The sequence below is a fragment of the Pseudomonas sp. PB103 genome, assembly GCF_009764635.1.
GTDB lineage: Bacteria > Pseudomonadota > Gammaproteobacteria > Pseudomonadales > Pseudomonadaceae > Aquipseudomonas.
Map to the genome: position 1 here is coordinate 19,622 of NZ_RWIL01000132.1, position 25,268 is coordinate 44,889.

Annotated in this window: 24 protein-coding genes; 16 read left to right on the forward strand and 8 right to left on the reverse strand. The window is 60.1% G+C overall.

Annotated elements, in window-relative coordinates:
- Positions 1 to 69: 69 nt before the first annotated feature.
- Together EJA70_RS24385 and EJA70_RS24390 are read right to left on the reverse strand one after the other, a co-directional pair.
- A complete protein-coding gene (locus tag EJA70_RS24385) occupies positions 70 to 2,481 on the reverse strand; it encodes a penicillin acylase family protein (protein ID WP_158834135.1) in 2,412 nt (803 codons plus the stop codon).
- Positions 2,482 to 2,583: 102 nt separating this feature from the next.
- The gene (locus tag EJA70_RS24390) at positions 2,584 to 3,162 is read right to left on the reverse strand and encodes a DUF6436 domain-containing protein (RefSeq protein WP_158834137.1); all 579 of its coding nucleotides are present in this window, start codon (positions 3,160 to 3,162) and stop codon (positions 2,584 to 2,586) included.
- Positions 3,163 to 3,260: 98 nt separating this feature from the next.
- Between EJA70_RS24390 and EJA70_RS24395 the strand changes: the two genes are divergently transcribed.
- A complete protein-coding gene (locus EJA70_RS24395; RefSeq protein ID WP_158834138.1) occupies positions 3,261 to 4,208 on the forward strand; it encodes an alpha/beta hydrolase in 948 nt (315 codons plus the stop codon).
- 130 nt (positions 4,209 to 4,338) lie between these two features.
- Here EJA70_RS24395 and EJA70_RS24400 read toward each other — a convergent pair whose 3' ends face one another.
- The gene (locus tag EJA70_RS24400) at positions 4,339 to 5,070 is read right to left on the reverse strand and encodes a DUF2059 domain-containing protein (RefSeq protein ID WP_158834140.1); all 732 of its coding nucleotides are present in this window, start codon (positions 5,068 to 5,070) and stop codon (positions 4,339 to 4,341) included.
- A 108-nt stretch (positions 5,071 to 5,178) separates the two neighbouring features.
- Here EJA70_RS24400 and EJA70_RS24405 point away from each other — a divergent pair, with 108 nt between their 5' ends.
- Both EJA70_RS24405 and EJA70_RS24410 read left to right on the forward strand, forming a co-directional pair.
- Complete coding sequence (locus EJA70_RS24405; RefSeq protein WP_008085304.1) at positions 5,179 to 5,811, forward strand: 2OG-Fe(II) oxygenase; 633 nt, start codon at positions 5,179 to 5,181, stop codon at positions 5,809 to 5,811.
- Position 5,812: 1 nt separating this feature from the next.
- Positions 5,813 to 6,304, forward strand: a complete 492-nt coding sequence (locus EJA70_RS24410; protein WP_158834142.1) for a DUF523 domain-containing protein — start codon at positions 5,813 to 5,815, stop codon at positions 6,302 to 6,304.
- Between the two features lie 87 nt (positions 6,305 to 6,391).
- Here EJA70_RS24410 and EJA70_RS24415 read toward each other — a convergent pair whose 3' ends face one another.
- Entirely contained in the window at positions 6,392 to 6,970 is a 579-nt protein-coding gene (locus EJA70_RS24415) for a transporter substrate-binding domain-containing protein (protein WP_158834144.1), read from the reverse strand.
- Positions 6,971 to 7,105: 135 nt separating this feature from the next.
- On the opposite strand from EJA70_RS24415, the gene EJA70_RS24420 reads away from it, so the two are divergent.
- Positions 7,106 to 7,531 (forward strand): DUF4399 domain-containing protein, encoded by a 426-nt coding sequence (locus EJA70_RS24420; RefSeq protein WP_008085298.1) that lies wholly within the window; start codon positions 7,106 to 7,108, stop codon positions 7,529 to 7,531.
- Between the two features lie 119 nt (positions 7,532 to 7,650).
- Here the strand turns inward: EJA70_RS24420 and serA are convergent, their stop codons facing one another.
- Positions 7,651 to 8,880 carry a phosphoglycerate dehydrogenase gene (gene serA, locus EJA70_RS24425; RefSeq protein ID WP_053124806.1) on the reverse strand — a complete coding sequence of 410 codons (1,230 nt, stop codon included), beginning with the start codon at positions 8,878 to 8,880 and terminating at the stop codon, positions 7,651 to 7,653.
- Positions 8,881 to 9,084: 204 nt separating this feature from the next.
- On the opposite strand from serA, the gene EJA70_RS24430 reads away from it, so the two are divergent.
- The 4 genes from EJA70_RS24430 (at position 9,085) to EJA70_RS24445 (ending at position 13,521) form a co-directional block, all read left to right on the forward strand.
- Positions 9,085 to 10,479 carry an FAD-binding oxidoreductase gene (locus tag EJA70_RS24430; RefSeq protein ID WP_158834146.1) on the forward strand — a complete coding sequence of 465 codons (1,395 nt, stop codon included), beginning with the start codon at positions 9,085 to 9,087 and terminating at the stop codon, positions 10,477 to 10,479.
- Positions 10,480 to 10,520: 41 nt separating this feature from the next.
- Complete coding sequence (locus tag EJA70_RS24435; RefSeq protein WP_008085293.1) at positions 10,521 to 11,186, forward strand: fumarylacetoacetate hydrolase family protein; 666 nt, start codon at positions 10,521 to 10,523, stop codon at positions 11,184 to 11,186.
- Positions 11,187 to 11,482: 296 nt separating this feature from the next.
- Positions 11,483 to 12,406 carry an SdiA-regulated domain-containing protein gene (locus EJA70_RS24440; RefSeq protein WP_158834148.1) on the forward strand — a complete coding sequence of 308 codons (924 nt, stop codon included), beginning with the start codon at positions 11,483 to 11,485 and terminating at the stop codon, positions 12,404 to 12,406.
- A gap of 197 nt (positions 12,407 to 12,603) precedes the next feature.
- Positions 12,604 to 13,521, forward strand: a complete 918-nt coding sequence (locus EJA70_RS24445; protein ID WP_158834150.1) for an SdiA-regulated domain-containing protein — start codon at positions 12,604 to 12,606, stop codon at positions 13,519 to 13,521.
- A 180-nt stretch (positions 13,522 to 13,701) separates the two neighbouring features.
- On the opposite strand, the gene rpiA is transcribed toward EJA70_RS24445, so the two are convergent.
- A complete protein-coding gene (gene rpiA, locus EJA70_RS24450; protein ID WP_008088454.1) occupies positions 13,702 to 14,376 on the reverse strand; it encodes a ribose-5-phosphate isomerase RpiA in 675 nt (224 codons plus the stop codon).
- Positions 14,377 to 14,636: 260 nt separating this feature from the next.
- Here rpiA and ilvA point away from each other — a divergent pair, with 260 nt between their 5' ends.
- Both ilvA and EJA70_RS24460 read left to right on the forward strand, forming a co-directional pair.
- The gene (gene ilvA, locus EJA70_RS24455; RefSeq protein WP_129395954.1) at positions 14,637 to 16,151 is read left to right on the forward strand and encodes a threonine ammonia-lyase, biosynthetic; all 1,515 of its coding nucleotides are present in this window, start codon (positions 14,637 to 14,639) and stop codon (positions 16,149 to 16,151) included.
- A 40-nt stretch (positions 16,152 to 16,191) separates the two neighbouring features.
- Entirely contained in the window at positions 16,192 to 16,605 is a 414-nt protein-coding gene (locus EJA70_RS24460; RefSeq protein ID WP_008088451.1) for a DUF2269 family protein, read from the forward strand.
- A gap of 121 nt (positions 16,606 to 16,726) precedes the next feature.
- Here the strand turns inward: EJA70_RS24460 and EJA70_RS24465 are convergent, their stop codons facing one another.
- Positions 16,727 to 17,383, reverse strand: a complete 657-nt coding sequence (locus EJA70_RS24465; protein WP_123593572.1) for an HAD family phosphatase — start codon at positions 17,381 to 17,383, stop codon at positions 16,727 to 16,729.
- 143 nt (positions 17,384 to 17,526) lie between these two features.
- Here EJA70_RS24465 and EJA70_RS24470 point away from each other — a divergent pair, with 143 nt between their 5' ends.
- Both EJA70_RS24470 and ptsP read left to right on the forward strand, forming a co-directional pair.
- The gene (locus EJA70_RS24470) at positions 17,527 to 18,006 is read left to right on the forward strand and encodes an RNA pyrophosphohydrolase (RefSeq protein WP_003229203.1); all 480 of its coding nucleotides are present in this window, start codon (positions 17,527 to 17,529) and stop codon (positions 18,004 to 18,006) included.
- A 22-nt stretch (positions 18,007 to 18,028) separates the two neighbouring features.
- Entirely contained in the window at positions 18,029 to 20,308 is a 2,280-nt protein-coding gene (ptsP, locus tag EJA70_RS24475) for a phosphoenolpyruvate--protein phosphotransferase (protein WP_158834152.1), read from the forward strand.
- A 235-nt stretch (positions 20,309 to 20,543) separates the two neighbouring features.
- Here ptsP and EJA70_RS24480 read toward each other — a convergent pair whose 3' ends face one another.
- Positions 20,544 to 21,290 (reverse strand): NRDE family protein, encoded by a 747-nt coding sequence (locus EJA70_RS24480; RefSeq protein WP_158834154.1) that lies wholly within the window; start codon positions 21,288 to 21,290, stop codon positions 20,544 to 20,546.
- Positions 21,291 to 21,419: 129 nt separating this feature from the next.
- On the opposite strand from EJA70_RS24480, the gene EJA70_RS24485 reads away from it, so the two are divergent.
- From EJA70_RS24485 to EJA70_RS24500, 4 genes are all read left to right on the forward strand, one after another.
- Positions 21,420 to 22,202 carry a sulfite exporter TauE/SafE family protein gene (locus EJA70_RS24485; RefSeq protein WP_158834156.1) on the forward strand — a complete coding sequence of 261 codons (783 nt, stop codon included), beginning with the start codon at positions 21,420 to 21,422 and terminating at the stop codon, positions 22,200 to 22,202.
- Positions 22,203 to 22,281: 79 nt separating this feature from the next.
- Positions 22,282 to 23,139 (forward strand): prolipoprotein diacylglyceryl transferase, encoded by an 858-nt coding sequence (gene lgt, locus EJA70_RS24490; protein ID WP_008088444.1) that lies wholly within the window; start codon positions 22,282 to 22,284, stop codon positions 23,137 to 23,139.
- A 50-nt stretch (positions 23,140 to 23,189) separates the two neighbouring features.
- The gene (locus EJA70_RS24495) at positions 23,190 to 24,161 is read left to right on the forward strand and encodes a thymidylate synthase (RefSeq protein ID WP_158834158.1); all 972 of its coding nucleotides are present in this window, start codon (positions 23,190 to 23,192) and stop codon (positions 24,159 to 24,161) included.
- Positions 24,162 to 24,378: 217 nt separating this feature from the next.
- Positions 24,379 to 25,209, forward strand: coding sequence for a hypothetical protein (locus EJA70_RS24500; RefSeq protein WP_158834160.1), 831 nt, complete (start codon positions 24,379 to 24,381; stop codon positions 25,207 to 25,209).
- Positions 25,210 to 25,268: the final 59 nt, after the last annotated feature.

Consider the following 25,268-nt stretch of genomic DNA (forward strand, 5'->3'; position numbering starts at 1 on the left):
TTTGTGATCGACGCAAAACCCTGTGGGAGCTGGCTTGCCAGCGATGAGGCCTGTTCTATCAGCGCAAAACTACTGCGCAGCCCGCGCCGGCAACAACTTCAACGTGCTGCGCGTATTCGCCGTCACCTCTTCCTCGCTGAAATGCGCCTGCACATACATCCCGTCGACATACGCCTCAGCCTGATCGTTATAGTGACTGTCGAACGGCACACCGCTCTGGCCCACCGGGTTGATCGTCAGCGCATGCGCCGGATCGGCGAAGTCGACAAGCCGCCGCGTTGACGGCCCATAGGTCACCGGCCACGGCGCCGGGCCGATCCTCGCGGAAAGGTTATTCGGCACTTCATGACTGCCCGGCGCCGCAAACGGGCCGACATTGAAAAGGCGATCCAGCGGCTTCTGCTGCCCCAGCGGATGCCCGTGCGTCAGCGTGTGCGCCGCGCCCCATTGCCATCCGGCCACATCGTCGCCGAGGGTCAGCTGCAGATGGGTCATGCTCGCTGCCCACGCCGCGCGCACGACATCGGCGCGGGTCTCTTTGGTCGGCGTGTTGCGGTTGTCCCACCACGGCGAATCAGCGTTTGCCGCCAGACGTGGCAGCGCCGCATCGATCACCCGCGTCGACAGCAGCGTGTCGAAAAAGTCATTGCCCAACTCATCACGCATCGCCGCGTCGGCAAGGTCGTAGAGGAACTGGTTAAACACCGTCGCACTGACCGAGTCCAGCGGATAGTCGCCGGGCCATTGCGCCAGTTGCTCGACCAGTTTCAGCTGTGTCGGATCGCTCACCACTTCACGCAACACCGGCAGCAACGGCGCCAGCAGACGCGGGCCGTAACCGGTCGTCGTACCGAGTTGCAGCTTCTGGTTACCCTCGTTGGTCCACTTCACGCTCTTGTCGCCGAGTTGACGATTAAGCTGCTGGCCGCGATCGGCGAGGTTGTAGTAACCGGGGATCTCCATGCCGGTCGGCGACAGCGGCTGGAAGTTGGCCGAGACGATGTAGCCACGTGCCGGATTCTCTTCCTGCGGGTTGGCGCTGAACGGGTAGAAACCGTCCTTGTCGGCCTGATTGCTGCTGCCGTCGAGAATGAATTCCGGCCGTACTCCGGCCGGACGCTTGGGCAGTAACGCCGAGGCCCACCAGGCGATATCGCCCTTGGCGTTGGCGTACACCAGGTTCAACCCCGGTGCCTGCACTTTCGCCGCCGCGGCGCGGGCTTTGGCCAACGTGTCGGCGCGGTTGAGTTGATAGAAGCCTTCGAGGATCGGGTTGGGTGTTTCGAGGAAGGCCCACCACATCGCAATCGGTGTCTTCCCGGCAGCAGATCCCAGCGCATCGTTGACGATCGGGCCGTGGGGCGACTGGCGCAGGGTGATGGTCACCGGTGATTGGCCCTTCACATTGATCTGCTGCTCGCTGCTGACCATGTCGGTCCACTGGCCGCGATACCAGACCTGATTGGGGTTGTCCGGGTTGACCTTCTCGGCGATCAGGTCCAGATCGTCGTTCTGGAACATGGTCAGGCTCCAGCCGAAATCGAGGTTATGCCCCAGAAACGCGAAGGGCACCAGCGCCTGATGGTGGCCGTACAACTCAAAACCCGGCGCCGACAATTGCGCCTCGTACCACACCGATGGCACCGAAAAGCGAATGTGCGGATCGCCAGCCAACAGCGGTTTGCCGCTCTGGCTGCGGCTGCCGGCAATCACCCAGGCGTTGCTGCCTTCGAACTGCGGCAAGCCGTTGTCGATCAACGCCTGTTCGCTGAGGCGGGCGAGGGCGTTGAGGTCTTTCCAGTCGCCAGCGGCGAGGGCGGGCGTCTGTTGGGCGTGACCGTTGGCCAGTACGCCTTTGGCCTGCCAGTCGAGGTCGAAGACGTTGAGATAATCGGCGCCGAGTTGATCGCGCACGTAAGTCAGCAGCGGCTCGGTGCGAAACGCCGCGGCAAAGCTGTAGGCCATGTAGCCGGCGACGCTGATGCTGTCCTCCGCTGTGAACGGCCGCTTGGTGATGCCCAGCACGTCAAACTCGATCGGCGCAGCGTGGGTGTCCTGATATTGGTTGATGCCATCCAGATAGGCTTGCAGGCCCTTCCACGCCGGCGACTGCTTGTCGAGGTTGGCGACATAACTGGCAGCGCGCTCGCGGATGCGCAGGCTGCGGAACAGTTTGTCGGTGTCGAGCAGCTTCGGCCCGAGCACTTCGGCCAGTTCGCCACGGGCGAGGCGGCGCATGCTCTCCATCTGGAACAGACGATCCTGGGCATGCACATAGCCGAGTGCGCGATAGAGGTCGGTTTCGTTCTCGGCGCGGATGTGCGGTACGCCGCGTTCGTCGTAGCGCACGGTCACCGAACCCTGCAGGTTGCGCAGTTCCACCTGGCCCTGTCGCGTCGGTTGTTTGCTGTAGACGTACCAGCCCCCGGCGCAGAGCAGAACAACGATGAGCAAGGCAAGAACGGTGAACACGCGTTTCATGGCGACTCCTTGTGCAGGCGGGATTGCCGCCCGTCGGGCTGCAAACAATTAGCACAGACCGTCCGTGCCGTGCAGCGCTGTCCTTGAAAAGTCCGGAATGCCTTACTTCGTCTCCACCGGCCACGGGCAATAGCAACCGACGGCCAGCGTGTGCGTGGCGTCGACCGGGCGATCGTCCGTCAGGGCATTTAGGATCGGTTCAATGAAGCTGTTGCTGGAGTTGCAGGTCAGGCCTTCGCTGTAAGGGCCGAAGTACGCCAGTTTGCCGCTGCGATCCCAGATCGCCACGGCCGGGCTGGCGGGCACCTGTTCGGAACCGGGCAACACCGTGATGGTTTTCAGGCTACTGAGTGTGGCCGGCAACTGGCCGTGGCTGCCCGCTCTTTGCACCGCGAAGAACTCGACACCCCTGGCGCTGAAGTGCTCGACCATCTCGGTCAGGTGCTGTTGATTGCCGACGTTGCACGGGCAGGCCGGGTCCCAGAAGTGCACCAGGCGGATATTGCCGGGGCCGGCGAGATCGTCGGGCAGGCGCAGCGGATCGCCGGAAAATACCGCCGTGTGTTCGCTGAACGCGCGCAGGTATCGCCCCTGAAACCAGTCGTACGCCGCCCACAGCACCCCGGCGCACAAGAGCGCAAGCAGGCTGGCAAACAGTGCGGTGCGGTAGGGCGAACGCATGGTTTTCGATCCCGAAGAGGTCGGCTAGCTTGCCATGTCTGTCACTACAGATGAATATCGCAGGCCGATAAAGTCTGTTTACCGCTCTGGAACCGCTTATGCCCGCCACCTTCGACCCCGATCAGTTACGCGCCAGCCTCAAGCCCTTGGCCGAGTGGCAGCCGTTGTCGGAGGAGGCCAAAGCCTATCAGCGCTTTTACCAGACCGACTTTCCCGAGCGTGATGTCTGGCGCGGCATGGGCCGTTTCGAAGTCGACGGTTATGAGCTGGTCAGTCATTGCTGGTGGCCGGAAAAGGTCAAGGCAACGCTGTTTCTGCTGCACGGTTACTACGATCACACCGGGCTCTATCGCCATGTAATCGAGTGGGCGCTGGATCAGGATTTTGCAGTGATTTCCTGCGACCTGCCGGGCCATGGCCTGTCGAGCGGGCCGCGTGCAAGCATTCGCGATTTCTCCGAGTACCAGGACGTCCTGCAAGCCCTGTTCGCCGAAGCGCAGTCGATCGCGCTGCCGCAACCGTGGCACATGTTCGGGCAAAGCACGGGCGGGGCGATTATTGTCGATCACGTGCTCAACCATGGTCAGGGCAGCCCGGCGCAAGGTCATTTGATCCTGATGGCGCCATTGGTGCGGCCGCGCGCGTGGGGGTGGTCGCAACTGAGTTATTACCTGCTCCGGCCTTTTGTCAGAGGTGTCGTGCGGCGCTTCAGCGAGAACTCCAACGATCCTGATTTCCTGCCGTTTCTCCAGGCCGATCCGTTGCAGCCGCGACGCTTGCCGACCCAGTGGGTAGGCGCACTGTCACGCTGGATCATTCGCGTGGAGCACGCGAAAAAAAGCCCGCGGCGACCGCTGATCATTCAGGGGCAGGCGGACATGACGGTGGACTGGCAGCACAATTTGCAAGTGATGAAGTGGAAGTTCGATCGGCCACAGATATTGCTGCTGGCCGAGGCGCGGCATCATCTGGCGAATGAGACGGAGGAGATGCGTGAGGAGTATTTCGAGTTTCTGAGCAAGCGCATCAGGGGCCGCAATCTTTAGCGTCTGTGAGGGCCCCATCGCTGGCAAGCCAGCTCCCACAGGGTTAAGTGTCGATCACGAATATTGTGAACACCCAAGAAAACTGTGGGAGCTGGCTTGCCAGCGATGGCGGCTTATCAGGTGCTAGAGATCATTGGCCGACCGCCAGGCCTGCGCGAATCGCCGCCAACGCCGCCTGGTAATACGCCTTGCCCTCGGTTGATTCGGCAAACGTCGCAAACTCTTCCAGCTCTTCGTCCGACAGGTCGCGATAAACGTAGAGCAGCGTGTTGTTGATGTCCGCGCCAATCTGATCCATCAGGCGCTGGCGCTGACCGTTCAACATGCCCTGCGCCTGACCGCCACCGAGCAGTCCCGGAATCATCGAGCTCAAGCTGTCCGCCGCGACGCCGGCAATCGCCAGGCTGACCTCGGCGCCGGCCTCACGCGCTGGCAGCGCCTGCGCGAGGTGGCCGATGATCAGCAGACGGCTGTCGCTGACCTGCATCTTCGGCAAACCCTTGGCGTTTTTCGCCAGTTGATCGCGACGGGTTGCGAGCAATTCAGCCGCTACGATCTTTTTGCCCAGTGGCGATTGAAAAAAGCTCAGCGCCGGTTTCGGATCGGCGAGTTGCTGACGCAGTTGTGCTTCGGCGCGTTGATCCACGGCTTGCGGGGCGAAGCGCTGATTGCTGTTGTTGACCAACGCCTGAAACACGGCGGGCGGCAGGCTGTTCTGATAGCGCTGCTGCGCGGCACTCAGGGCGTCATTGAAATGCGCACGTTGATCTGGCCAGCCGGCGACCTTGTACAACTGATCGTGGCCGTCCGCCCAGGCGGGCAACACGCAGAACATCAACAGTGAAAAAAGCAAACGGCGCATAGGGACTCCTGTCAGCAGCGGACTATTCTCCGTGCGGTGCCGGTACTTGTCGAGAATTCGTAGCAAGCCGCCGCGTGGCTCTGTCGGATTTCTTGCCGGCGGCATACTATGCGCGCCATGCAAATATCCTCTGAACACCCGCTGCTGTTACGCATTGTCGACGACCTGGCCGAGCATGGCTGGTCGCAGCAGAACATATTCCTGCCCGCCGGTTTGACCCGCGAGTTGGCGGCCGAGTGCCGTAAACGTGAGGCCGAAGGTGAGCTGGCGCCGGCGGCGGTGGGGCGTGGGCCGTTTTCAGAGATCCGTGAGGGTATTCGTGGCGACCACATTCAGTGGATCGATCCGGGCCAGGCCGATTCCAGCGACCGCTATCTGAATCTGATGGAAAGCCTGCGCGAGGCGCTCAACCGTGGCTTGTTCCTCGGCCTTGAAGACTTCGAATGCCATTTCGCCCTGTACCCGCCGGGGGCGTTCTATCGTCGGCATGTCGACCGTTTTCGCGACGATGACAAGCGCATGGTTTCGGTGGTGGTCTACCTCAATGACGCCTGGCTGCCGGAGGACGGTGGTCAGTTGCGCATGTACCTGAACGAAGAGCGCGTACATGACGTGCAGCCTACCGGCGGTTGTCTGGTGGTGTTTCTTTCTGGCGAAGTGCCGCACGAAGTGTTGCCGGCGAACCGTGAACGTTTGTCGCTGACGGGCTGGTTCCGCCGCCGTGGCAACGAGCCGTTCTGACATGGACAAGATTCTGGTCAGCCGCTGCCTGCTGGGTCATCGCGTACGTTACGACGGTGGCGCGAGTGGGCCGTTTGATCTGCTCGAACAGTGGATTAGCGAAGGACGCGTGGTGCCGTTGTGCCCGGAAGTCGCGGGCGGTTTGCCGACGCCTCGTGCAGCGGCGGAGATTCCCGGCGGGCAGGGCGCTGAGGTTCTGGATGGCATTGCTGCGGTCATCACCACCGAGGGCGAGGATGTCAGTGCGCAGTTTCTCGACGGTGCGCGGCAGGCGTTGGAGCTGGTGCACAAACACGGCATCCGCGTAGCGGTGCTCAAGGCCAACAGTCCTTCCTGTGGCAACCTGCTGACCTATGACGGGACATTCAGCGCAGTCAAAGTCCCCGGTGAAGGCGTAACGGCCGCGCTGCTCAAGCGCCATGGTGTGCAGGTCTTCAGCGAACTCGAACTGCCGCAAGCCGCGCTGGCCCTGACCCAACTCGATCACCTGTAGGAGCTGCGGCACGCTGCGATCTTTTGATCTTTTTGATCTTTCGAATCAACATCAAAAGATCGCAGCGTGCCGCAGCTCCTACAGGTTTCAATTGGGTTCGTTGAGCCACTTCTTCGACAGCGCCGCCAGGCGCCCGTCGGCCTTGATCCGCTGCATCGCGCTCTCAAGGCTGGCCTGGAACGCCGGATTACCCTTCTGGAACGGTATCGCCAACTCCACCGGTGCGCTCGCCTTTGGCTTGGCATCAGTCAACGCCTGCACCAACACCATCGGCTGCGGCTGTGGCTGCTCATCCTTCTTCGCCAGCAACTGCGCATCGACCTTGCCGTAAGGCTCGCTGAAGTCGAAACGATCCTTGAGTTCGGGTGTCAGTGCTATGTGATTGAGCGCTACGTCGTACTTGCCGCTTTCAACGCCCTGGAGCAGATCGGCCTCATCGGTGACGATGAAGTCGGCGCGTACATCCAGCTCGTTGGCGAGCAGTTGCCCAAGCTCGACCTCGAACCCCGTGAGTTTGTCGCCGTCGTCCTTGTAATTGAAAGGCGGTGTATTAGCCTCAAGGGCTATGCGCAACTCGCCACGGTCGTTGACGTCATCAATCAGTTCGGCGTGAGCCAAAGGGCTCAGAAGGGGTAGCAGGCAGATCAGGCCAGGCAAAAAGCGCATGGTCACTCCTTTGAAATCATTATTGCGATGCTCTGAGTCAGGCTCGCTTTGCTATGGTTGTCGAGTGCCTTCGACAACGAATGGTCATGAAGTTGTCATGACCGTGCGGATTTTACGGAAAAACTGGAGAAGAAAATGAAAAGCTTTATGTCACGTGCAGCGTTGGCGGGTGTGTTGATGGGTGTTTCGGTGCTGGCCAGTGCTGCCACACCCGCGCCAAAAGGCGCCGAAGTGTTCATCGTTTCTCCCGAGGACGGGGCCACGGTTTCGCAGACCTTCACCGTCAAGTTCGGCACCAAGGACGTCGCGCTGGCACCGGCCGGTGACGTCACCAAGAACACCGGTCACCACCATTTGCTGATCGACGTCGACAAGCTGCCGGCCGCTGGCGCGCCGATTCCCAACGATGCCAACCACATGCACTTCGGCAAGGCGCAGACCCAGGCTGACATCAAACTGGCCCCGGGCAAGCACACCTTGCAGCTGGAGCTGGGCGACAGCGGCCACATGCCGTTCGATCCGCCAATCGTTTCGAAGAAAATCACCGTCAACGTCGAATAAAAAAAGGGAGCCCTTTCGGGGCTCCCTTTTTTATCAGCGGCGAGTTGCGAGCTACGAGCTTCAAGCAAAAGCTAAGCGAACATCACTTGCTGCTTGTCGCTCGCGGCTTGTAGCTGTTCTTAGAAAAGAACGCGGCTACGGATAGTGCCGTTGATGTGCTGAAGCTTCTCTTGCGCCAGATCCGAGTACTCGGCGTCGACGTCGATCACCACGTAGCCAACCTTCTCGTTGGTCTGCAGGAACTGACCGGAGATGTTGATGCCGTTTTCGGCGAAGACCTTGTTGATCTCGCTCATCACACCCGGGATGTTCTCGTGGATGTGCAGCAGGCGGTGCTTGCCAGGGTGAGCCGGCAGGGCCACTTCCGGGAAGTTTACCGACGAAACCGAAGTACCGTTGTCGCTGTACTTGACCAGTTTCTCTGCCACTTCCAGACCGATGTTGGCTTGCGCTTCAGCGGTCGAGCCGCCGATGTGCGGGGTCAGGATGACGTTGTCGAGGCCACGCAGCGGGCTTTCGAACTCTTCGTCGTTGGAGCGAGGCTCCACCGGGAACACGTCGATGGCCGCGCCGATCAGGTGCTTGTCCTTGATCGCGTCCGCCAGGGCGTCCAGTTCAACCACGGTGCCACGAGCAGCGTTGATCAGGATGCCGCCCTTCTTGATGGCGCGGATTTCCTTCTCGCCGATCATCCACTGGGTCGCAGCGGTTTCCGGAACGTGCAGGGTGACGATGTCGGACATGCCCAGCAGCTCGGTCAGGTTACCGACCTGAGTGGCGTTGCCCAGCGGCAGCTTGGTCACGGTGTCGTAGAAATACACCTGCATACCCAGGCCTTCAGCCAGAACCGACAGCTGCGTACCGATCGAGCCGTAGCCGACGATGCCGAGTTTCTTGCCACGGATCTCGAAGGAGTTGGCTGCGGATTTGATCCAGCCGCCACGGTGGCAGGAAGCGTTTTTCTCCGGGATGCCGCGCAGCAGCAGGATCGCTTCGGCCAGCACCAGTTCCGCTACGGAGCGAGTGTTGGAGTACGGCGCGTTGAACACGGCAATACCGCGCTCACGAGCAGCACTCAGGTCAACCTGGTTGGTGCCAATGCAGAAACAGCCGACCGCAACCAGCTTCTTCGCGTGATCGAAGATCTCTTCGGTCAGTTGGGTGCGCGAACGAATGCCGATGAAGTGAGCGTCAGCAATCTTTTCCTTGAGCTGGGCTTCCGGCAGAGAACCGGTGAGGTACTCAATGCTGGTGTAGCCCGCCGCCTTGAGGACGTCGACAGCCGATTGGTGGACGCCTTCGAGAAGAAGGAACTTGATCTTGCTCTTATCGAGAGAAGTCTTGCTCATCTGCGTAAACCTGTATCCCGGAGAAAAATGGCAGGAAATGGTCAACAGACGCTGACCCGGACGACAAGAAAGTCGTCTCCGCGGATCTGGCCTTGGGCACTGTCCTGCGGGGTCGATATGCTAGCATAGCCTCCCCGCTAAACACTCATTCCTGCGACGTGAAGCGTTCTCAGGATGACCATGAATTGTTCGAGAGTTCTGTCGATGACCAATCCTGCCCTGATTGATGAACTGAAGACCCTGGTTGAGCCTGGCAAAGTCCTCACCGACGCCGACTCCCTGAGTGCGTACGGCAAGGATTGGACCAAGCACTTCGCCCCGGCGCCCAGCGCCATTGTGTTTCCCAAGAACATCGAGCAGGTGCAGGCCATAGTCCGCTGGGCCAACACGCACAAGGTCGCACTGGTGCCATCGGGCGGGCGCACCGGGCTGTCCGCCGCTGCCGTGGCCGCGGATGGTGAAGTGGTCGTCTCGTTCGACTACATGAATCAGATTCTCGACGTGAACCTCACCGACCGCACCGCCGTTTGTCAGCCGGGCGTGGTCACCGAGCATTTGCAGAACGTCGCCGAAGAAAAAGGCCTGTATTACCCGGTCGATTTCGCCTCGGCCGGTTCCAGCCAGATTGGCGGCAACATCGGCACCAATGCCGGCGGGATCAAGGTGATTCGCTACGGCATGACCCGCAACTGGGTCGCCGGCATGAAAGTCGTCACCGGCAAGGGCGATGTGCTGGAACTGAACAAAGACCTGATCAAGAACGCCACCGGTTACGACCTGCGTCAGCTGTTCATCGGCGCTGAAGGCACGCTGGGTTTCGTCGTCGAAGCGACCATGCGCCTCGATCGCGCGCCGAAAAACCTCACCGCGATGGTCCTTGGTACCGCCGATTTCGACTCGATCATGCCGGTGCTACACGCCTTCCAGGGCAAGCTCGACCTGACCGCGTTCGAATTCTTCTCCGACAAAGCCCTGGCCAAAGTCATGGGCCGTGGCGACGTACCTGCGCCGTTCGAAACCGATTGCCCGTTCTACGCGCTGCTGGAATTCGAAGCGACCACCGAAGAAGTGGCCAACAGCGCACTGGAAACCTTCGAGCACTGCGTCGAGCAGGGCTGGGTGCTGGACGGCGTGATGAGCCAGAGCGAAACCCAATTGCAGAATCTGTGGAAACTGCGCGAGTACATCTCCGAGACCATCTCGCACTGGACGCCGTACAAAAACGACATCTCTGTCACCGTGTCGAAAGTGCCGGCATTTCTGAAGGAAATTGACGCGATCGTCGGCGAACACTACCCGGACTTCGAAATTGTCTGGTTCGGCCATATCGGCGACGGCAACCTGCATTTGAACATCCTCAAGCCGGATAACCTGAGCAAGGACGAGTTCTTCGCCAAGTGCGCGACCGTCAACAAGTGGGTGTTCGAAACCGTCGAGAAGTACAACGGTTCGATTTCCGCTGAACATGGCGTCGGCATGACCAAGCGCGATTACTTGACCTACAGCCGCTCGCCGGTTGAGATCGAGTACATGAAAGCGGTGAAAGCGGTGTTCGACCCGAACGGCATCATGAACCCGGGCAAGATTTTCGCGGTTTGATCGGCAATCTTTGATGAATCAATGAAGGCAGGAGTCGGTAAATGAGCTATCAGCACCAGTACGTCGACGGCACGCGCATCCACTTCCCGATCGGGAAAGTCGTGTGCATTGGCCGTAATTACGCCGAACACGCCAAAGAACTGGACAACCCGGTGCCTACCGAACCGTTGCTGTTCATCAAGCCGGGCAGTTGCGTGGTTGAGTTGGAAGGCGGTTTCGCCATTCCGACCGAGCGCGGTTCGGTGCACTACGAAGCGGAAATCGCCGTGTTGATCGGCAAGCCGTTGTCGACCAAGCCGAGCCGTGAAGAAGTGCTCGACGCGATCTCCGGTTTCGCCCCGGCGCTGGACCTGACCCTGCGCGACAAACAGGCCGAGCTGAAAGCCAAGGGCCTGCCGTGGGAAATCGCCAAGTCGTTCGACGGCGCGGCGGTGATCGCCCCGTTCGTGGTTGGCAGCACCTTTGCTGACCTGACCGACATCGGCATTCGCCTGACCATCAACGGCGAAGTGCGTCAGGACGGCAACAGCAGCGCGATGCTCAACCCGATCGTGCCGATGATCCAGCACATGGCCGGCTGCTTCTCGCTGCAGGCCGGTGACGTAATCCTCACCGGCACACCCGTGGGCGTCGGCCCGCTGAACGTTGGCGATGACATCGTCCTCGAACTGGTCGGCGCGAGCAGCTTCACCAGCAGCGTGCGCTAACCGCCGCACCCTTCCTTTTTTGGGGGGGGGGCCTTTGTGGTGAGGGGATTTATCCCCGATGGAGTGCGCAGCAGTCCCAGCTTTTGGGGCCGCTTCGCAGCCCATCGGGGATGAATCCCCTCACCACAGTACCCATTCCACATTTAGATGTGTGATCAGTTCTGCAAACCCACAGGGCAATCCCGCCATTTGCCGTTTTTTTCACATCCTGTCTGGATAATTTCCGCAATTCTGGCGTCTGAGCCGGCCTCTTTGTGCTATTACCCATAGCCTGAATTTTCGGAAAGCGTCCCTCGATGTCCTCTCAAACTCAGCTCAAAACCACCCCTCGCTCGCGTTTCTACCTGCGTTGGTACGTTTGGTTATTGTTGTTGGTCGCTGCCGTTTATGGCCTGGCGTTCGCCATGCATTGGGATGACCGTGCGTTGCTGTGGGTACACGAGCGCTTTGAAAGTCAGGCTGAGCAGAAGGAAAGCATCTGGCTGCCGGACTATCGCGCGGTGATCGACGCGAAGTTGCTGCCGGGCATGGAGAAGGACGAAGCCTCGGACCTGTCCTATAACCCGCAGACCAAAACCCTGTTTTCGGTGATGGGCAAGAATCCGTTCCTCGCCGAGCTGACGCTGCAGGGCGATGTCCTGCGCAAGATGCCGCTCAAAGGCTGGAGCAATCCGGAAGGCCTGACCGTCATGGAAAACGGCTTGATGGCCATCGTCGACGAGCGTGAACACATGCTCTCTATCGTCAAGGTTGACGCCGACACCCGCGAGCTGAACATCGCCGATTTCCCGAAATACGACCTCGGGCCATCGAAAGACCAGAACAAGGCGTTCGAGGCGATCACCTGGGATCCGCGCAATCAGCAATTGCTGCTGGGCGAGGAGCGGCCACCGGCGCTGTTCACCTGGAAAAGCGATGGCAGCCAGGTCCTGAAAGGCGACAAGCAGAAGCTGGCCAGCGACGAACTGGATATCCGCAATCTTTCCGCGCTGGCAATCGACCCGCGCACCGGCCACACCCTGGTGCTTTCGGCTGATTCGCACCTGCTGCTGGAACTGGACGAGAAGGGCGAGCAAGTCAGCTTCATGACCCTGCTGAGCGGTTTCAACGGGTTGAAAAAAACCATCCCCCGCGCTGAAGGCGTGACCATGGACGAGGCGGGCACGCTGTACATCGTCAGCGAGCCGAACCTGTTCTATCGCTTCGAAAAACACAAATAACGCCCAAAGCGAACCCATGTAGGAGCTGCCGCAGGCTGCGATCTTTTGACTTTGATCCTAAAAACAAAATCAAAAGATCGCAGCCTTCGGCAGCTCCTACACGAGGTTGGGTTGTGGTTTGGGGCAAGTGGCCATTAAGCTTCAGTTCAGACGGGCGTGATATTTCATCCGCCTGTTTTGATTCCGAGCCCGCCCGAATGCGTCGACTTGCCCGTCCCAAACCTCTGGTCATCATCGTCTCGGTGATTGCCCTGATCGCGTTGATTGCGATTGGCCAATATATGCGTCTGTTCGAGCGCGCCTGGTTCAACCTGCATACGCTGTGGCAGACGCAGAGCAGTGAGTCCATTGCCTTGGACCAATATCGAGTCGAGATCGAAGCGCGAGTCATCGAAGGGCTGGACGACGATGTTTCAGCGCTAACCTTCGATCCGGTGCGCAAAAGCCTGTTCACCGTCACCAACAAGAATGCCGAGCTGGTCGAGTTGTCGCTGGAAGGCAAAATCCTGCGGCGCATCGCGCTGATCGGTTTCGGCGACCCGGAAGCGGTCGAGTTCATCAGCGCCGACACCTATGTGATCACCGACGAACGCCAGCAGCGGCTGATCAAGATCCACCTGGAAAAAGACACGACCTTCCTCGATGCGGCCGATGCCGAGCAGATGACCCTCGGCGTGCACATGAGCGGCAACAAGGGGTTCGAGGGGTTGGCCTATGATTCCGTGGGCAAGCGCTTGTTTGTAGCAAAAGAGCGCGACCCGATGCTGATCTACGAAGTGCATGGCTTTCCGCATTTCAACCCGGAGAAGTCCTACGCGGTGCACGTGATCAACAACCCCAAGCGCGATGCCGGGATGTTTGTGCGTGACCTGTCGAGCCTGCAATACGACGAACGCAGCGGCCATTTGTTGGCGCTGTCGGACGAGTCGCGATTGATTCTGGAGCTGGATGTCGATGGGCGGCCGTTGAGCACCATGTCCATCAGTGGCGGGCGTCAGGGTTTGAAGAAAACCGTGCCACAGGCGGAAGGCATTGCGATGGATGACGACGGCACGCTGTACCTGGTGAGTGAGCCGAACCTGTTCTACGTCTTCAAAAAACCCACTCAACCCTGACAAACACCGCAAAACACTGTGGGAGCTGGCTTTTGTGGTGAGGGGATTTATCCCCGATGGGTCGCGAAGCGGCCCCAAAAAGCAGGACTGCTACGCAGCCCATCGGGGATAAATCCCCTCACCACAAGGTTAGCTCCCACAGGTTTATTCGTCTGCCCATACATTTTCGGGCAGTTTGGCTTACTCAGCCTTGAGGGTTTTCACGCCTTCAGGTGTGCCCAGCAGCAGCAGATCCGCCGGACGCGCCGCGAACAGGCCGTTGGTGACCACGCCAACAATCGCATTGATCTGCGCTTCCAGCTCCACCGGGTTGGTGATTTGCAGGTTGAACACATCGAGGATGATGTTGCCGTTGTCGGTCAGTACGCCTTCGCGGTACACCGGGTCGCCGCCCAGTTTTACCAACTGACGCGCGACGTGGCTGCGGGCCATCGGGATCACTTCGACCGGCAGCGGGAATTCGCCCAGCACCGGCACCAGTTTGCTGGCGTCGGCGATGCAGATGAAGGTCTTGGCCACGGCCGCAACGATCTTCTCGCGGGTCAGGGCAGCGCCGCCGCCCTTGATCAGGTTCAGGTGCGCGTCGCTTTCATCGGCGCCGTCGACGTAGAACTCCAAGTCGCTGACGGTGTTCAACTCGTACACCGGAATCCCGTGGCCTTTCAGGCGCGCAGCGGTGGCTTCGGAGCTGGCGACCGCGCCATCGAACGCGCCCTTGTGCTGGGCCAGTGCGTCGATGAAGCAGTTGGCGGTGGAGCCGGTGCCGACCCCGACGATGCTCTTGTCGTCGAGTTTCGGAAGGATGAAGTCGACGGCGGCCTGAGCCACTGCCTGTTTGAGTTGATCCTGGGTCATGCGGGCTCCGGAAGCGGGCAAGGTGAGAACGGAAAGGCCGGCATTATAGGCTCCATGTCTGGGAAGGTCATTGTCCTATTGGCAGATCAAAAGATCGCAGCCTGCGGCAGCTCCTACAGGAATCGCATGCATTCTGTAGGAGCTGCCGCAGGCTGCGATCTTTTAAGGCGCGGCTAAAACCTCTGGATTCGTGTGGTCGCCCGGGCAAAAGCCGGGTTAGACTCCTTGGCCCTGCCCAACCCGCTCAGTGATGCTTTCCGATGCTCGAACAGTACGTCAAAAAGATCCTCACCTCGCGCGTTTATGACGTTGCCGTAGAAACCCCGCTGCAGAACGCTCGCCAGCTCTCCGAGCGGCTGGGCAATGACATTTGGCTCAAGCGCGAAGACTTGCAGCCGGTGTTCTCGTTCAAGATTCGCGGCGCCTACAACAAGCTGACTCAGTTGACCGACGAAGAGCGCGCCCGTGGCGTGGTCACCGCGTCGGCGGGCAACCATGCGCAGGGTCTGGCTCTGGCGGCAAAAGTGTTGGGCGTGAAAGCCACCATCGTCATGCCCAAGACTACCCCCGAGATCAAGGTCGAAGGCGTGCGTTCGCGTGGCGGCAAGGTGGTACTGCACGGCGACTCGTTCCCGGAAGCGCTGGCCTACTCGCTGAAACTGGTCGATGAAAAAGGCTACGTCTACATCCACCCGTACGACGATCCGCACACCATCGCCGGGCAGGGCACCGTGGCGATGGAAATTCTGCGCCAGCACCCGCAGCCGCTGGACGCGATTTTCGTCCCGGTCGGTGGTGGCGGTCTGATCGCCGGTATCGCCGCGTACGTCAAATACCTGCGCCCGGACATCAAAGTCATCGGCGTCGAGCCGGACGATTCCAACTGCCTGCAAGCGGCGATGGCCGCCGGTGAGCGCGTGGTGCTGCCGACCGTGGGCATCTTCGCCGACGGCGTTGCGGTGGCGCAGATCGGCCAGCACACCTTCGACATCTGCAAAGACTATGTCGATGAAGTGATCACCGTCAGCACTGACGAGATCTGCGCAGCGATCAAGGATATCTACGACGATACCCGCTCGATCACCGAGCCTGCCGGCGCGTTGGGCGTTGCGGGTATCAAGAAGTACGTCGAGCAACGCGGCGTCAGCGGCCAGACCTTCGTTGCCATCGACTCCGGCGCCAACGTCAACTTCGATCGCCTGCGCCACGTCGCCGAGCGCGCTGAACTGGGTGAAGGCCGCGAAGCGATCATTGCCGTGACCATTCCCGAGAAGGCCGGCAGCTTCAAGGCGTTCTGCGAAGCCATCGGCAAGCGCCAGATCACCGAATTCAACTACCGCTACAACACCGGCAGCGAAGCGCACATCTTCGTTGGCGTGCAGACCCACCCGGAAAATGATCCGCGCAGTGCGTTGCTGGCGAGCCTCACCGAGCAGGGCTTCCCGGTGCTCGACCTGACCGACAATGAACTGGCCAAGTTGCACATCCGCCACATGGTCGGCGGCCGCGCGGCGCAGGTGGTCGATGAAGTGGTGTTCCGCTTCGAATTCCCGGAACGTCCGGGCGCACTGTTCAACTTCCTTAACAAGCTCGGTGGGCGCTGGAACATCTCGATGTTCCACTACCGCAACCACGGCGCCGCCGATGGCCGTGTGGTCGCCGGCCTGCAAGTACCGCACGACGAGCGCCATCTGGTGCCGGCAGCGCTTGAGGAAATCGGCTACCCGTACTGGGATGAAAGCGAGAACCCGGCCTATCAGCTGTTTCTTGGCTGAGCGGCTACGCTGATGGGCATGGCCCAAGGAAGAGAAATTCATGGAAACCCTGACCACCCTGAAAGTCCTTCACGTCGCGGCGACCGTGGTGATCCTCGTCAGCGGGTTGGGGCTTGCCGCTCTGACCTGGCGTAATCGCAGCGAAGGGCCAGCGAGCACGATGCAGCGCCCTTGGCTGTTTATCTGGTGTTTGATGCTGATAGGTATGCTGAGCATGCCTTTCACCGGCTGGTGGTTGGTACACCTGATCGGCTGGCCACTGGGGCAGTTCTGGATTCTGGGTTCCAGCGTGATCTATGCCGTGGCCACGTTGAGTGCCGTGTGGCTGTTGGTGCGGCTTAATCGGCTGTGGACTAGCGGGGTAGGTAACTGGAAATTCAATCTGGCCCTGGCGATTGTCAGCGGCGTTGGGTTTCTCGCCATTGCGGGGTTGATGGGTGCCAAGCCTGTTTAAGGCTTGAGACCGAATTGACCCAAATCGCTGGCAAGCCAGCTCCCACAGGTTTTTGAGCTGTCCACAAAATTTGTGTCCACTGATAGTCCCTGTAGGAGCTGGCTTGCCAGCGATGGCGTCATCAGCCGCGCAGAGAAATCACCGGCCAGCCACGCTTCTCGGCCTCGGCACGCAGATTCGGATCCGGATCGACAGCGACGGGATTCGCCACCTGCTCCAGCAACGGCAAATCATTCATCGAATCGCTATAGAAATAGCTGTCGTCCAGCGAATACCCGGTCTCTTCCAGCCAACGATTCAGGCGCGTCACCTTGCCTTCGCGGAAGCACGGAATATCCGTGCTGCGCCCGCTGTAGCGGCCATCAACCATCTCGCATTCGGTAGCGATCAGGGTTTCAACGCCCAGTCGAACAGCAATCGGCGCGGTGACGAAACGGTTAGTCGCGGTGATGATCACCAGTTTGTCGCCAGCATCACGGTGCTTTTTCAGCAGTTCCAGCGCTTGCGGCAGGACGATCGGTTCGATGCAGTCGCGCATGTAATCGTTGTGCCATTGATCGAGCACGGCCATGTCGGTGCGGCCGAGGATCTCCAGGCAGAAGTTCAGGTACGCGGCGTTATCCAGTTTGCCGGCCAGGTAATCCTGATAGAACTCGTCGTTGCGCGCTTTGTACGCAATCGGATCGAGGAAGCCGCGTTCACACAGATAGTCGCCCCAGGCGTGATCGCTGTCGCCGCCCAGAAGGGTGTTGTCCAAATCGAAGAGTGCCAGGCGCATTGCAGTTACCCGCTGATAAGTCTGTAAAAAGGCGACAAGAATACGGTCTTTTCACAAGAGTGCACATAAGGTAGGAAGCTTCGTTGCCGCCTTATCAACCTTTGTGGAACAATGCGGCGACATGCGTTTGCGAGGTTGTGCCCGTGATCGACCCCGATGGTTTCCGCCCCAATGTCGGGATCATTCTGACGAATGACGCCGGCCAGGTGCTATGGGCTCGCCGTATCAATCAAGATGCCTGGCAGTTTCCGCAAGGGGGAATCAACCCTGAAGAGACGCCGGAAGACGCCTTGTACCGCGAGCTGAACGAAGAAGTTGGCCTGGAACGTGAAGATGTTGAAATACTGGCCTGTACCCGGGGCTGGTTGCGCTATCGTTTGCCGCAACGTCTGGTGCGTACCCACAGCCAACCGCTGTGCATCGGCCAGAAACAGAAATGGTTTCTCCTGCGCCTGATCTCCAACGAGCAGCGGGTGCGGATGGATTTGACCGGTAAACCGGAGTTCGATGGCTGGCGCTGGGTCAGCTATTGGTATCCGTTGGGCCAGGTGGTGACATTCAAGCGCGAGGTGTATCGCCGCGCCCTCAAAGAGCTTGCCCCGCGCCTTTTAGCGCGCGACTGACGACGGAGTTCGACCCCGAGCCATGCTCAATACGCTGCGCAAGATCGTCCAGGAAGTTAACTCCGCCAAGGATCTCAAGGCGGCGTTGGGGATTATTGTGTTGCGCGTCAAAGAGGCCATGGGCAGCCAGGTCTGCTCGGTCTACCTGCTTGATCCCGAGACCAACCGCTTCGTCCTGATGGCCACCGAGGGCTTGAACAAGCGCTCGATCGGCAAGGTCAGCATGGCACCCAACGAAGGTCTGGTCGGTCTGGTCGGCACGCGTGAAGAACCCCTGAACCTCGAAAACGCTTCGGTTCACCCGCGCTACCGGTACTTCGCCGAAACCGGTGAAGAGCGTTACGCCTCGTTCCTCGGTGCACCGATCATTCACCACCGCCGCGTCGTCGGCGTGTTGGTCATCCAGCAAAAAGAACGCCGTCAGTTCGACGAAGGTGAAGAAGCCTTCCTCGTGACCATGAGTGCGCAGCTCGCCGGCGTTATTGCCCACGCCGAGGCCACCGGTTCGATCCGCGGCCTGGGCCGTCAGGGCAAAGGCATTCAGGAAGCCAAGTTCGTCGGCGTGCCGGGTTCACCGGGTGCGGCGGTCGGTACGGCGGTGGTCATGCTGCCACCGGCCGATCTCGACGTGGTGCCCGACAAGACCATCACCGACATCGACGCTGAGCTGGCGCTGTTCAAGACCGCCATCGAAGGCGTGCGCGCCGACATGCGCGCGTTGTCCGCCAAGTTGGCGACGCAGTTGCGCCCGGAAGAGCGTGCGCTGTTCGACGTCTACCTGATGATGCTCGACGATGCCTCGCTGGGCAGCGAAATCACCACCGTGATCAAGACCGGCCAGTGGGCCCAGGGCGCGCTGCGGCAGGTGGTCACGGAACACGTCAACCGTTTCGAACTGATGGACGACGCCTACCTGCGTGAGCGCGCCTCGGACGTCAAAGACCTCGGTCGGCGCTTGCTCGCCTATTTGCAGGAAGAGCGTCAGCAGAACCTGGTCTACCCGGAAAAAACCATTCTGGTCAGCGAAGAACTGACGCCGGCGATGCTCGGCGAGGTGCCGGAAGGCACGCTGGTCGGTCTGGTCTCGGTACTCGGTTCGGGTAACTCCCACGTCGCGATCCTTGCCCGCGCCATGGGCATTCCGACGGTGATGGGGCTGGTCGATCTGCCGTACGCCAAGGTCGACGGCATCGAAATGATCGTCGACGGCACACGCGGCGAGGTCTACACCAACCCGAGCGAAGTGCTGCGCAAGCAGTTCGCCGAAGTCGTCGAAGAAGAGAAACAACTGGCGCTGGGCCTCGATACCCTGCGCGACCTGCCGTGCGTGACCCTCGATGGCCACCGCATGCCGCTGTGGGTCAACACCGGTTTGCTCGCCGATGTGGCGCGGGCGCAGAAGCGTGGCGCCGAAGGTGTCGGCCTGTACCGCACCGAAGTGCCGTTCATGATCAACCAGCGCTTCCCGAGCGAGAAGGAGCAACTGGCGATCTACCGCGAGCAGCTCGCCGCATTCCACCCGCAACCGGTGACCATGCGCAGCCTCGACATCGGCGGTGACAAGTCGCTGTCGTACTTCCCGATCAAGGAAGACAACCCGTTCCTCGGCTGGCGCGGCATTCGCGTCACCCTCGACCACCCGGAAATCTTCCTGGTGCAGACCCGCGCGATGCTCAAGGCCAGCGAAGGCCTGAACAACCTGCGGATTCTGCTGCCGATGATCTCCGGCACCCACGAACTCGAAGAAGCCCTGCACCTGATTCACCGGGCCTGGGGCGAAGTGCGCGACGAAGGCACCGACGTGCCGATGCCGCCGATTGGCGTGATGATCGAAATTCCGGCGGCGGTGTATCAGACCAAGGAACTGGCGCGGATGGTCGACTTCCTGTCCGTCGGCTCCAACGACTTGACCCAGTATTTGCTGGCGGTCGACCGCAACAACCCGCGTGTGGCCGACCTTTACGACTACCTGCACCCGGCGGTGCTGCAAGCCCTGCAAACCGTAGTGCGTGATGCCCATGCCGAAGGCAAACCGGTAAGTATCTGCGGCGAGATGGCCGGTGATCCGGCGGCGGCGGTGCTGTTGATGGCGATGGGTTTCGACAGTTTGTCGATGAACGCCACCAACTTGCCGAAGGTCAAGTGGATGTTGCGGCAGGTCAATCTGAGCAAGGCCAAGGAGTTGTTGGCTGAACTGATGACCATCGACAACCCGCAAGTTATCCACAGCTCGCTGCAACTGGCGCTGAAGAACCTAGGGTTGTCGAAGATCAATCCACCAGCAGTCATCAAAGCTCTCTGAAGATCAAAAGCCCCTCACCCTAGCCCTCTCCCGAAGGGAGAGGGGACTGATTCGGGGATGTTGCAGAACTCCGCCGACCTGAAAGTGCTGTGCTGAATCCATAATCGACCTGCACCGACCCGAAAGTGCTTTGCTGAATCCATAATCGACTCGGTCTTTCAGGTCGATGTATGGCCCAAGACACCTCGGTCGGCCCCCTCTCCCTCCGGGAGAGGGATGGGGTGAGGGTCAGCTCTTAGACATAAACCTCAACTTCCCCAAGATGCCCGCCATACGGCCCGAAACTGCGCTCGACCATCCGCCGTGTCCCATCCGCCTGCACCACCAACGCCGTACTTGCCCGCGTGCCGTAACTCTGGCTGGCAATAAACACACTCGACAGCAAAGTCTCAGTCGCCATGCCGACCCCGGTATCCGGCAACTCAGCCGACGGCGCAACCTGCGCATCACTCAACAACCCCAGCAACCGCGCAGGTGTCGGTTCATCCAGCACTGCGCCCAACGCCGCTCTGGCCTTGAGCAACTTCGGCCACGGCGTATCCAGCCCGGCATTGGATAACCCGTAGACCCCGGACTGCAGCATCACCGGCTCCGATATCCGCGCATTGAAATGCCACAGCTCATGGCTGTTGCCGAGCAGCAGATTGAACCCCGCGTACTCCGGCGAACGCCCGACCACATCGCTCAAATAATCATCAATCGACAGATCGCCGGTCAGAAACCGCGCCACCAGTTCGCCGCGCGATTTGCGCGCGGGCGGCTGCTGCGGGTCGCGAATATTGGTCAGCGCGGCAAAGCGGCCGTTGGCGCCGATGCCTAGCCACGTCCCGCCAGCCTCAAGATCACGCCCCGCATGCACGTGCGGCGCTTCGGGCCATTGCGCCAGCGGCAGACTCGGCCGGGCGTAGAACTCGTCACGGTTGGCCGCGACGATCAGCGGCTGGGCATGGCCCGGGCGCCAGGCAAAAACGATCAGGCACATAAGGTGGTCCTTGTGTGTTTTTTGCCCACTCTACGCATCCGGCGCCCGTGCATCCATCGCCAGTGGAGCAGAAGGCCGCGCATCCGTTACCATGCCGCTCCGGTTTTGGGATGCGTCTGGGAGAAGGACATGGAATTTCTGCTCTATCTGGCGCTCGGCGCCTGTGCTGGCGTGTTAGCCGGGCTGTTCGGTGTCGGTGGTGGGATCATCATCGTTCCGGTGCTGGTGTTCAGTTTCACCTTGCAGGGCTTCGATCAGTCGATCCTGACCCACCTGGCGGTCGGTACGTCGCTGGCGACGATCATCTTCACCTCGGTCAATGCCGTGCGTGAACACCATCGTCGCGGCGCAGTGCGCTGGCCGATCTTCATGTGGATGACCGTGGGAATTCTCATGGGCGCCGGGTTTGGCGCGCTGACCGCCGAGGCGATTTCCGGGCCGCACCTGCAAAAGATCATCGGCATGTTCGCTTTGGTGATCTCGGTGCAGTTGGCGCTGGACGTCAAACCCAAGGCCAGCCGAACCGTGCCGGGCAAAGTGGGTCTGACCGTGGCCGGCAGTGTGATTGGTTGGGCCTCGGCGATTTTTGGCGTTGGCGGCGGTTCGCTGACCGTGCCGTTCCTGACCTGGCGCAGCGTACCGATGCAGCAAGCGGTGGCGACGTCATCGGCCTGCGGTCTGCCGATTGCCTTGGTCAGTGCATTAAGTTTCATGATTCTGGGCTGGCACGACCCGTTGTTGCCGCCGCATAGTCTCGGTTTTGTCTATTTGCCGGCATTATTGGGCATCGCCCTGACCAGCATGGTTTTCGCCCGTCTCGGCGCGCGCCTGGCGCACAAGTTGTCGCCGCGCTTGCTGAAACGGCTGTTCGCCGCTTTGCTGTTCAGCGTGGGTGTGAGCTTCCTGCTTTAACCGCGTCGCAATCCTGGCTTAATCCTGAGGTGGCAGCGTCGCCCGGGAATTTTGGTTTCAACTCTAACGAGGAGTCGCAATGCTGCCTTACCCGCAGATCGACCCGGTGGCGTTATCCATCGGTCCGCTGGACATACATGTGTTCAACCGTTTTCTGTCCATCGGTCCGCTGAATATCCATTGGTACGGCCTGATGTACCTGATCGGCATCGGCGGTGCGTGGCTGCTGGCGTCGCGCCGGCTAAACCGTTTCGACCCGACCTGGAGCAAGGAGAAGCTCTCCGATCTGATCTTCTGGCTGTCGATGGGCGTGATCGTCGGCGGACGTCTGGGCTATGTGCTGTTCTACGATCTGAGCGCGTATCTGGCCAACCCGACGCTGATTTTCGAGGTGTGGAAGGGCGGCATGTCGTTCCACGGCGGCTTTATCGGCGTAATGCTGGCTGCATTATGGTTCGGCAAGCGCAACGGCAAGTCGTTCTTCCAGTTGATGGACTTCGTCGCGCCAATGGTGCCGATCGGTCTGGGCGCCGGGCGCATCGGTAACTTCATCAACGCCGAATTGTGGGGCAAAGCCACCGACGTGCCGTGGGCGATGGTCTTCCCGCCATTCAGCGATCCGGCGCAACTGCCGCGTCACCCGTCGCAGCTGTATCAGTTCGCGCTTGAAGGCGTGGCGCTGTTCCTGATTCTGTGGATTTTCTCGCGCAAGCCGCGTCCGACCATGGCCGTTTCCGGCATGTTCGCGCTGTTCTACGGCATCTTCCGTTTCATCGTCGAATTCGTCCGTGTGCCGGATGCGCAACTCGGCTACTTGGCCTGGAACTGGCTGACCATGGGCCAGGTGCTCTGTGTGCCGATGATCATCGGCGGGCTGTTCCTGATCTGGCTGGCCTATCGTCGCGCACCGGCAGCACCGCTCGCGCCGACGGCTTAAACTACGAACCCCGGCGCGCGACGCCGGGGCTCAAAGGACACAGGTAACTCATGAAGCAATATCTCGAACTGGTCTCGCACGTCATTCAGAACGGCAGCAAACAGGCCAACCGCACCGGCATCAACACCATCAGTTTTCCGGGTGCGATGCTGCGTTTCGATCTGCAGGAAGGTTTTCCGGCGATCACCACGCGCAAGATGGCCTTCAAATCGGCCATCGGCGAGATGTGCGGGTTTCTCCGTGGCGTCAACAACGCCGCTGAATTCCGCGCGCTGGGCTGCAAGGTCTGGGACCAGAACGCCAACGAAAACGCGCAGTGGCTGGCCAACCCGTTCCGTCAGGGTGACGACGACCTCGGCGAAATCTACGGCGTGCAATGGCGCAAATGGCCGGCGTACAAGCAGATCCCGCTGAGCAACACCGCCGCCATCGAACAAACCCTGAGCAACGGCTACAAGCAGATCGCTCAAGGCGAAGAAGACGGCCAGGCCTACGTGGTGATGTACAAAGCCATCGACCAGGTGCGTCAGTGCGTCGACACGATCATCAAGGATCCGGGCAGCCGTCGCATTCTGTTCCACGGCTGGAACGTCGCTCAGCTCGATGAAATGGCCCTGCCGCCATGCCACCTGCTGTACCAGTTCCACCCGAATGTCGAGACCAAGGAAATTTCCCTGACCCTCTACATTCGTTCCAACGATCTGGGTCTGGGCACGCCGTTCAACCTCACCGAAGGCGCCGCGCTGCTGAGCCTGATCGGTCGCCTGACTGGCTACACGCCGCGCTGGTTCACCTATTTCATCGGTGATGCGCACGTCTACGAAAACCACCTGGACATGCTCAACGAACAGCTCAAGCGCGAGCCGTTCGCCATGCCAAAACTGAAAATCTCCGATCGTGTACCGGAGTTTGCCAAGACTGGCGTGTACCAGCCCGAATGGCTGGAACTGGTCGAGCCGAGCGATTTCTCGCTGGAAGGCTACGAACACCACGCACCAATGACCGCGCCAATGGCGGTCTAAAGACTTGCCATTAAACTAGTGGGAGCTGGCTTGCCAGCGATGACGGCGGCACATTCAACATTGATGTGTCTGAAAAACCGCTATCGCTGGCAAGCCAGCTCCCACATTGGTTTTGTGGAAATATTCAGGTTTTGTGTGTGTCCACTGTCATTTCTGACAGTAGCCGACGTGCCGCGCCCCGTGATTAGCTGACGGCCTCCAAAGCGAGGGGACGGTCATGGCAGGCGTAGGCGGGTTTTTCGATGGCGGCAATGCAGGCTCTGGTTTCTCGACCGAGACTGCGCTGACAGCGAAAGCAACGGCATTACAGGCGCCGCTGATCGCCTACTTCTACTCAAAGCACAACCGCTATTTCGAGTTCGGCAAGACCGAGCCCGAAGGCGCCGTCATTCCGCTGGAAATCATCGGCCCGGGCTCGCCGTTTATCGATTCGACGTTCGCTTTGCTGAATCCGTCCTCGCCGCAAATCGCTATCGGCGACAAGCTCCGCGTGGAGTGGCTGGCATTGGACGGTACCCCGTCGTTTCAATCGGCAGATGTTGTGGTGAACAGCAAAGACTACTGGATTCCGATTGCCATTCCGGACAGCGAGCTGAAACGTCTGGAAAGCCTCGAAGTCGAGGTGATTTTCTTTCATCTTCCGCAAGCCGGTGGCGCCAAACCGTCCCCTGCCCGAAAAGTCTTTATCGCCCCAGAGCTCGGCCGCAAGCCCATGCTTGAGGTGCAAGGCGTGGTCAATGGCACGCTGGAAGCTGCCGCGTTTGCCGATGGAATTACCGTACGCCTGGCGCCGATTGAAAACCTGCGCGCCTGTTACGGCATCGAAATTCTCTGGACGCAATCGCCGGATCATTGGGTCGAGCGTCAGCGTCGATTGGCGGTTAATCCAAAGCAGACGATGGCGTTTCATATCGCGCCTGAGGTTTATCAGGCGCATGTTGGCCGCAGGGTGACGGTGCAATACGTGATTTATCTGGGCGCGCGGCTGAGTCCGAATTTTTACTGGAACCCGGGCGTCATCACGGAAGTGAATTTCGACGTGATCTAAACCCCTGTAGGAGCTGCCGCAGGCTGCGATCTTTTGATCTTGCTGTTTATAAGATCAAA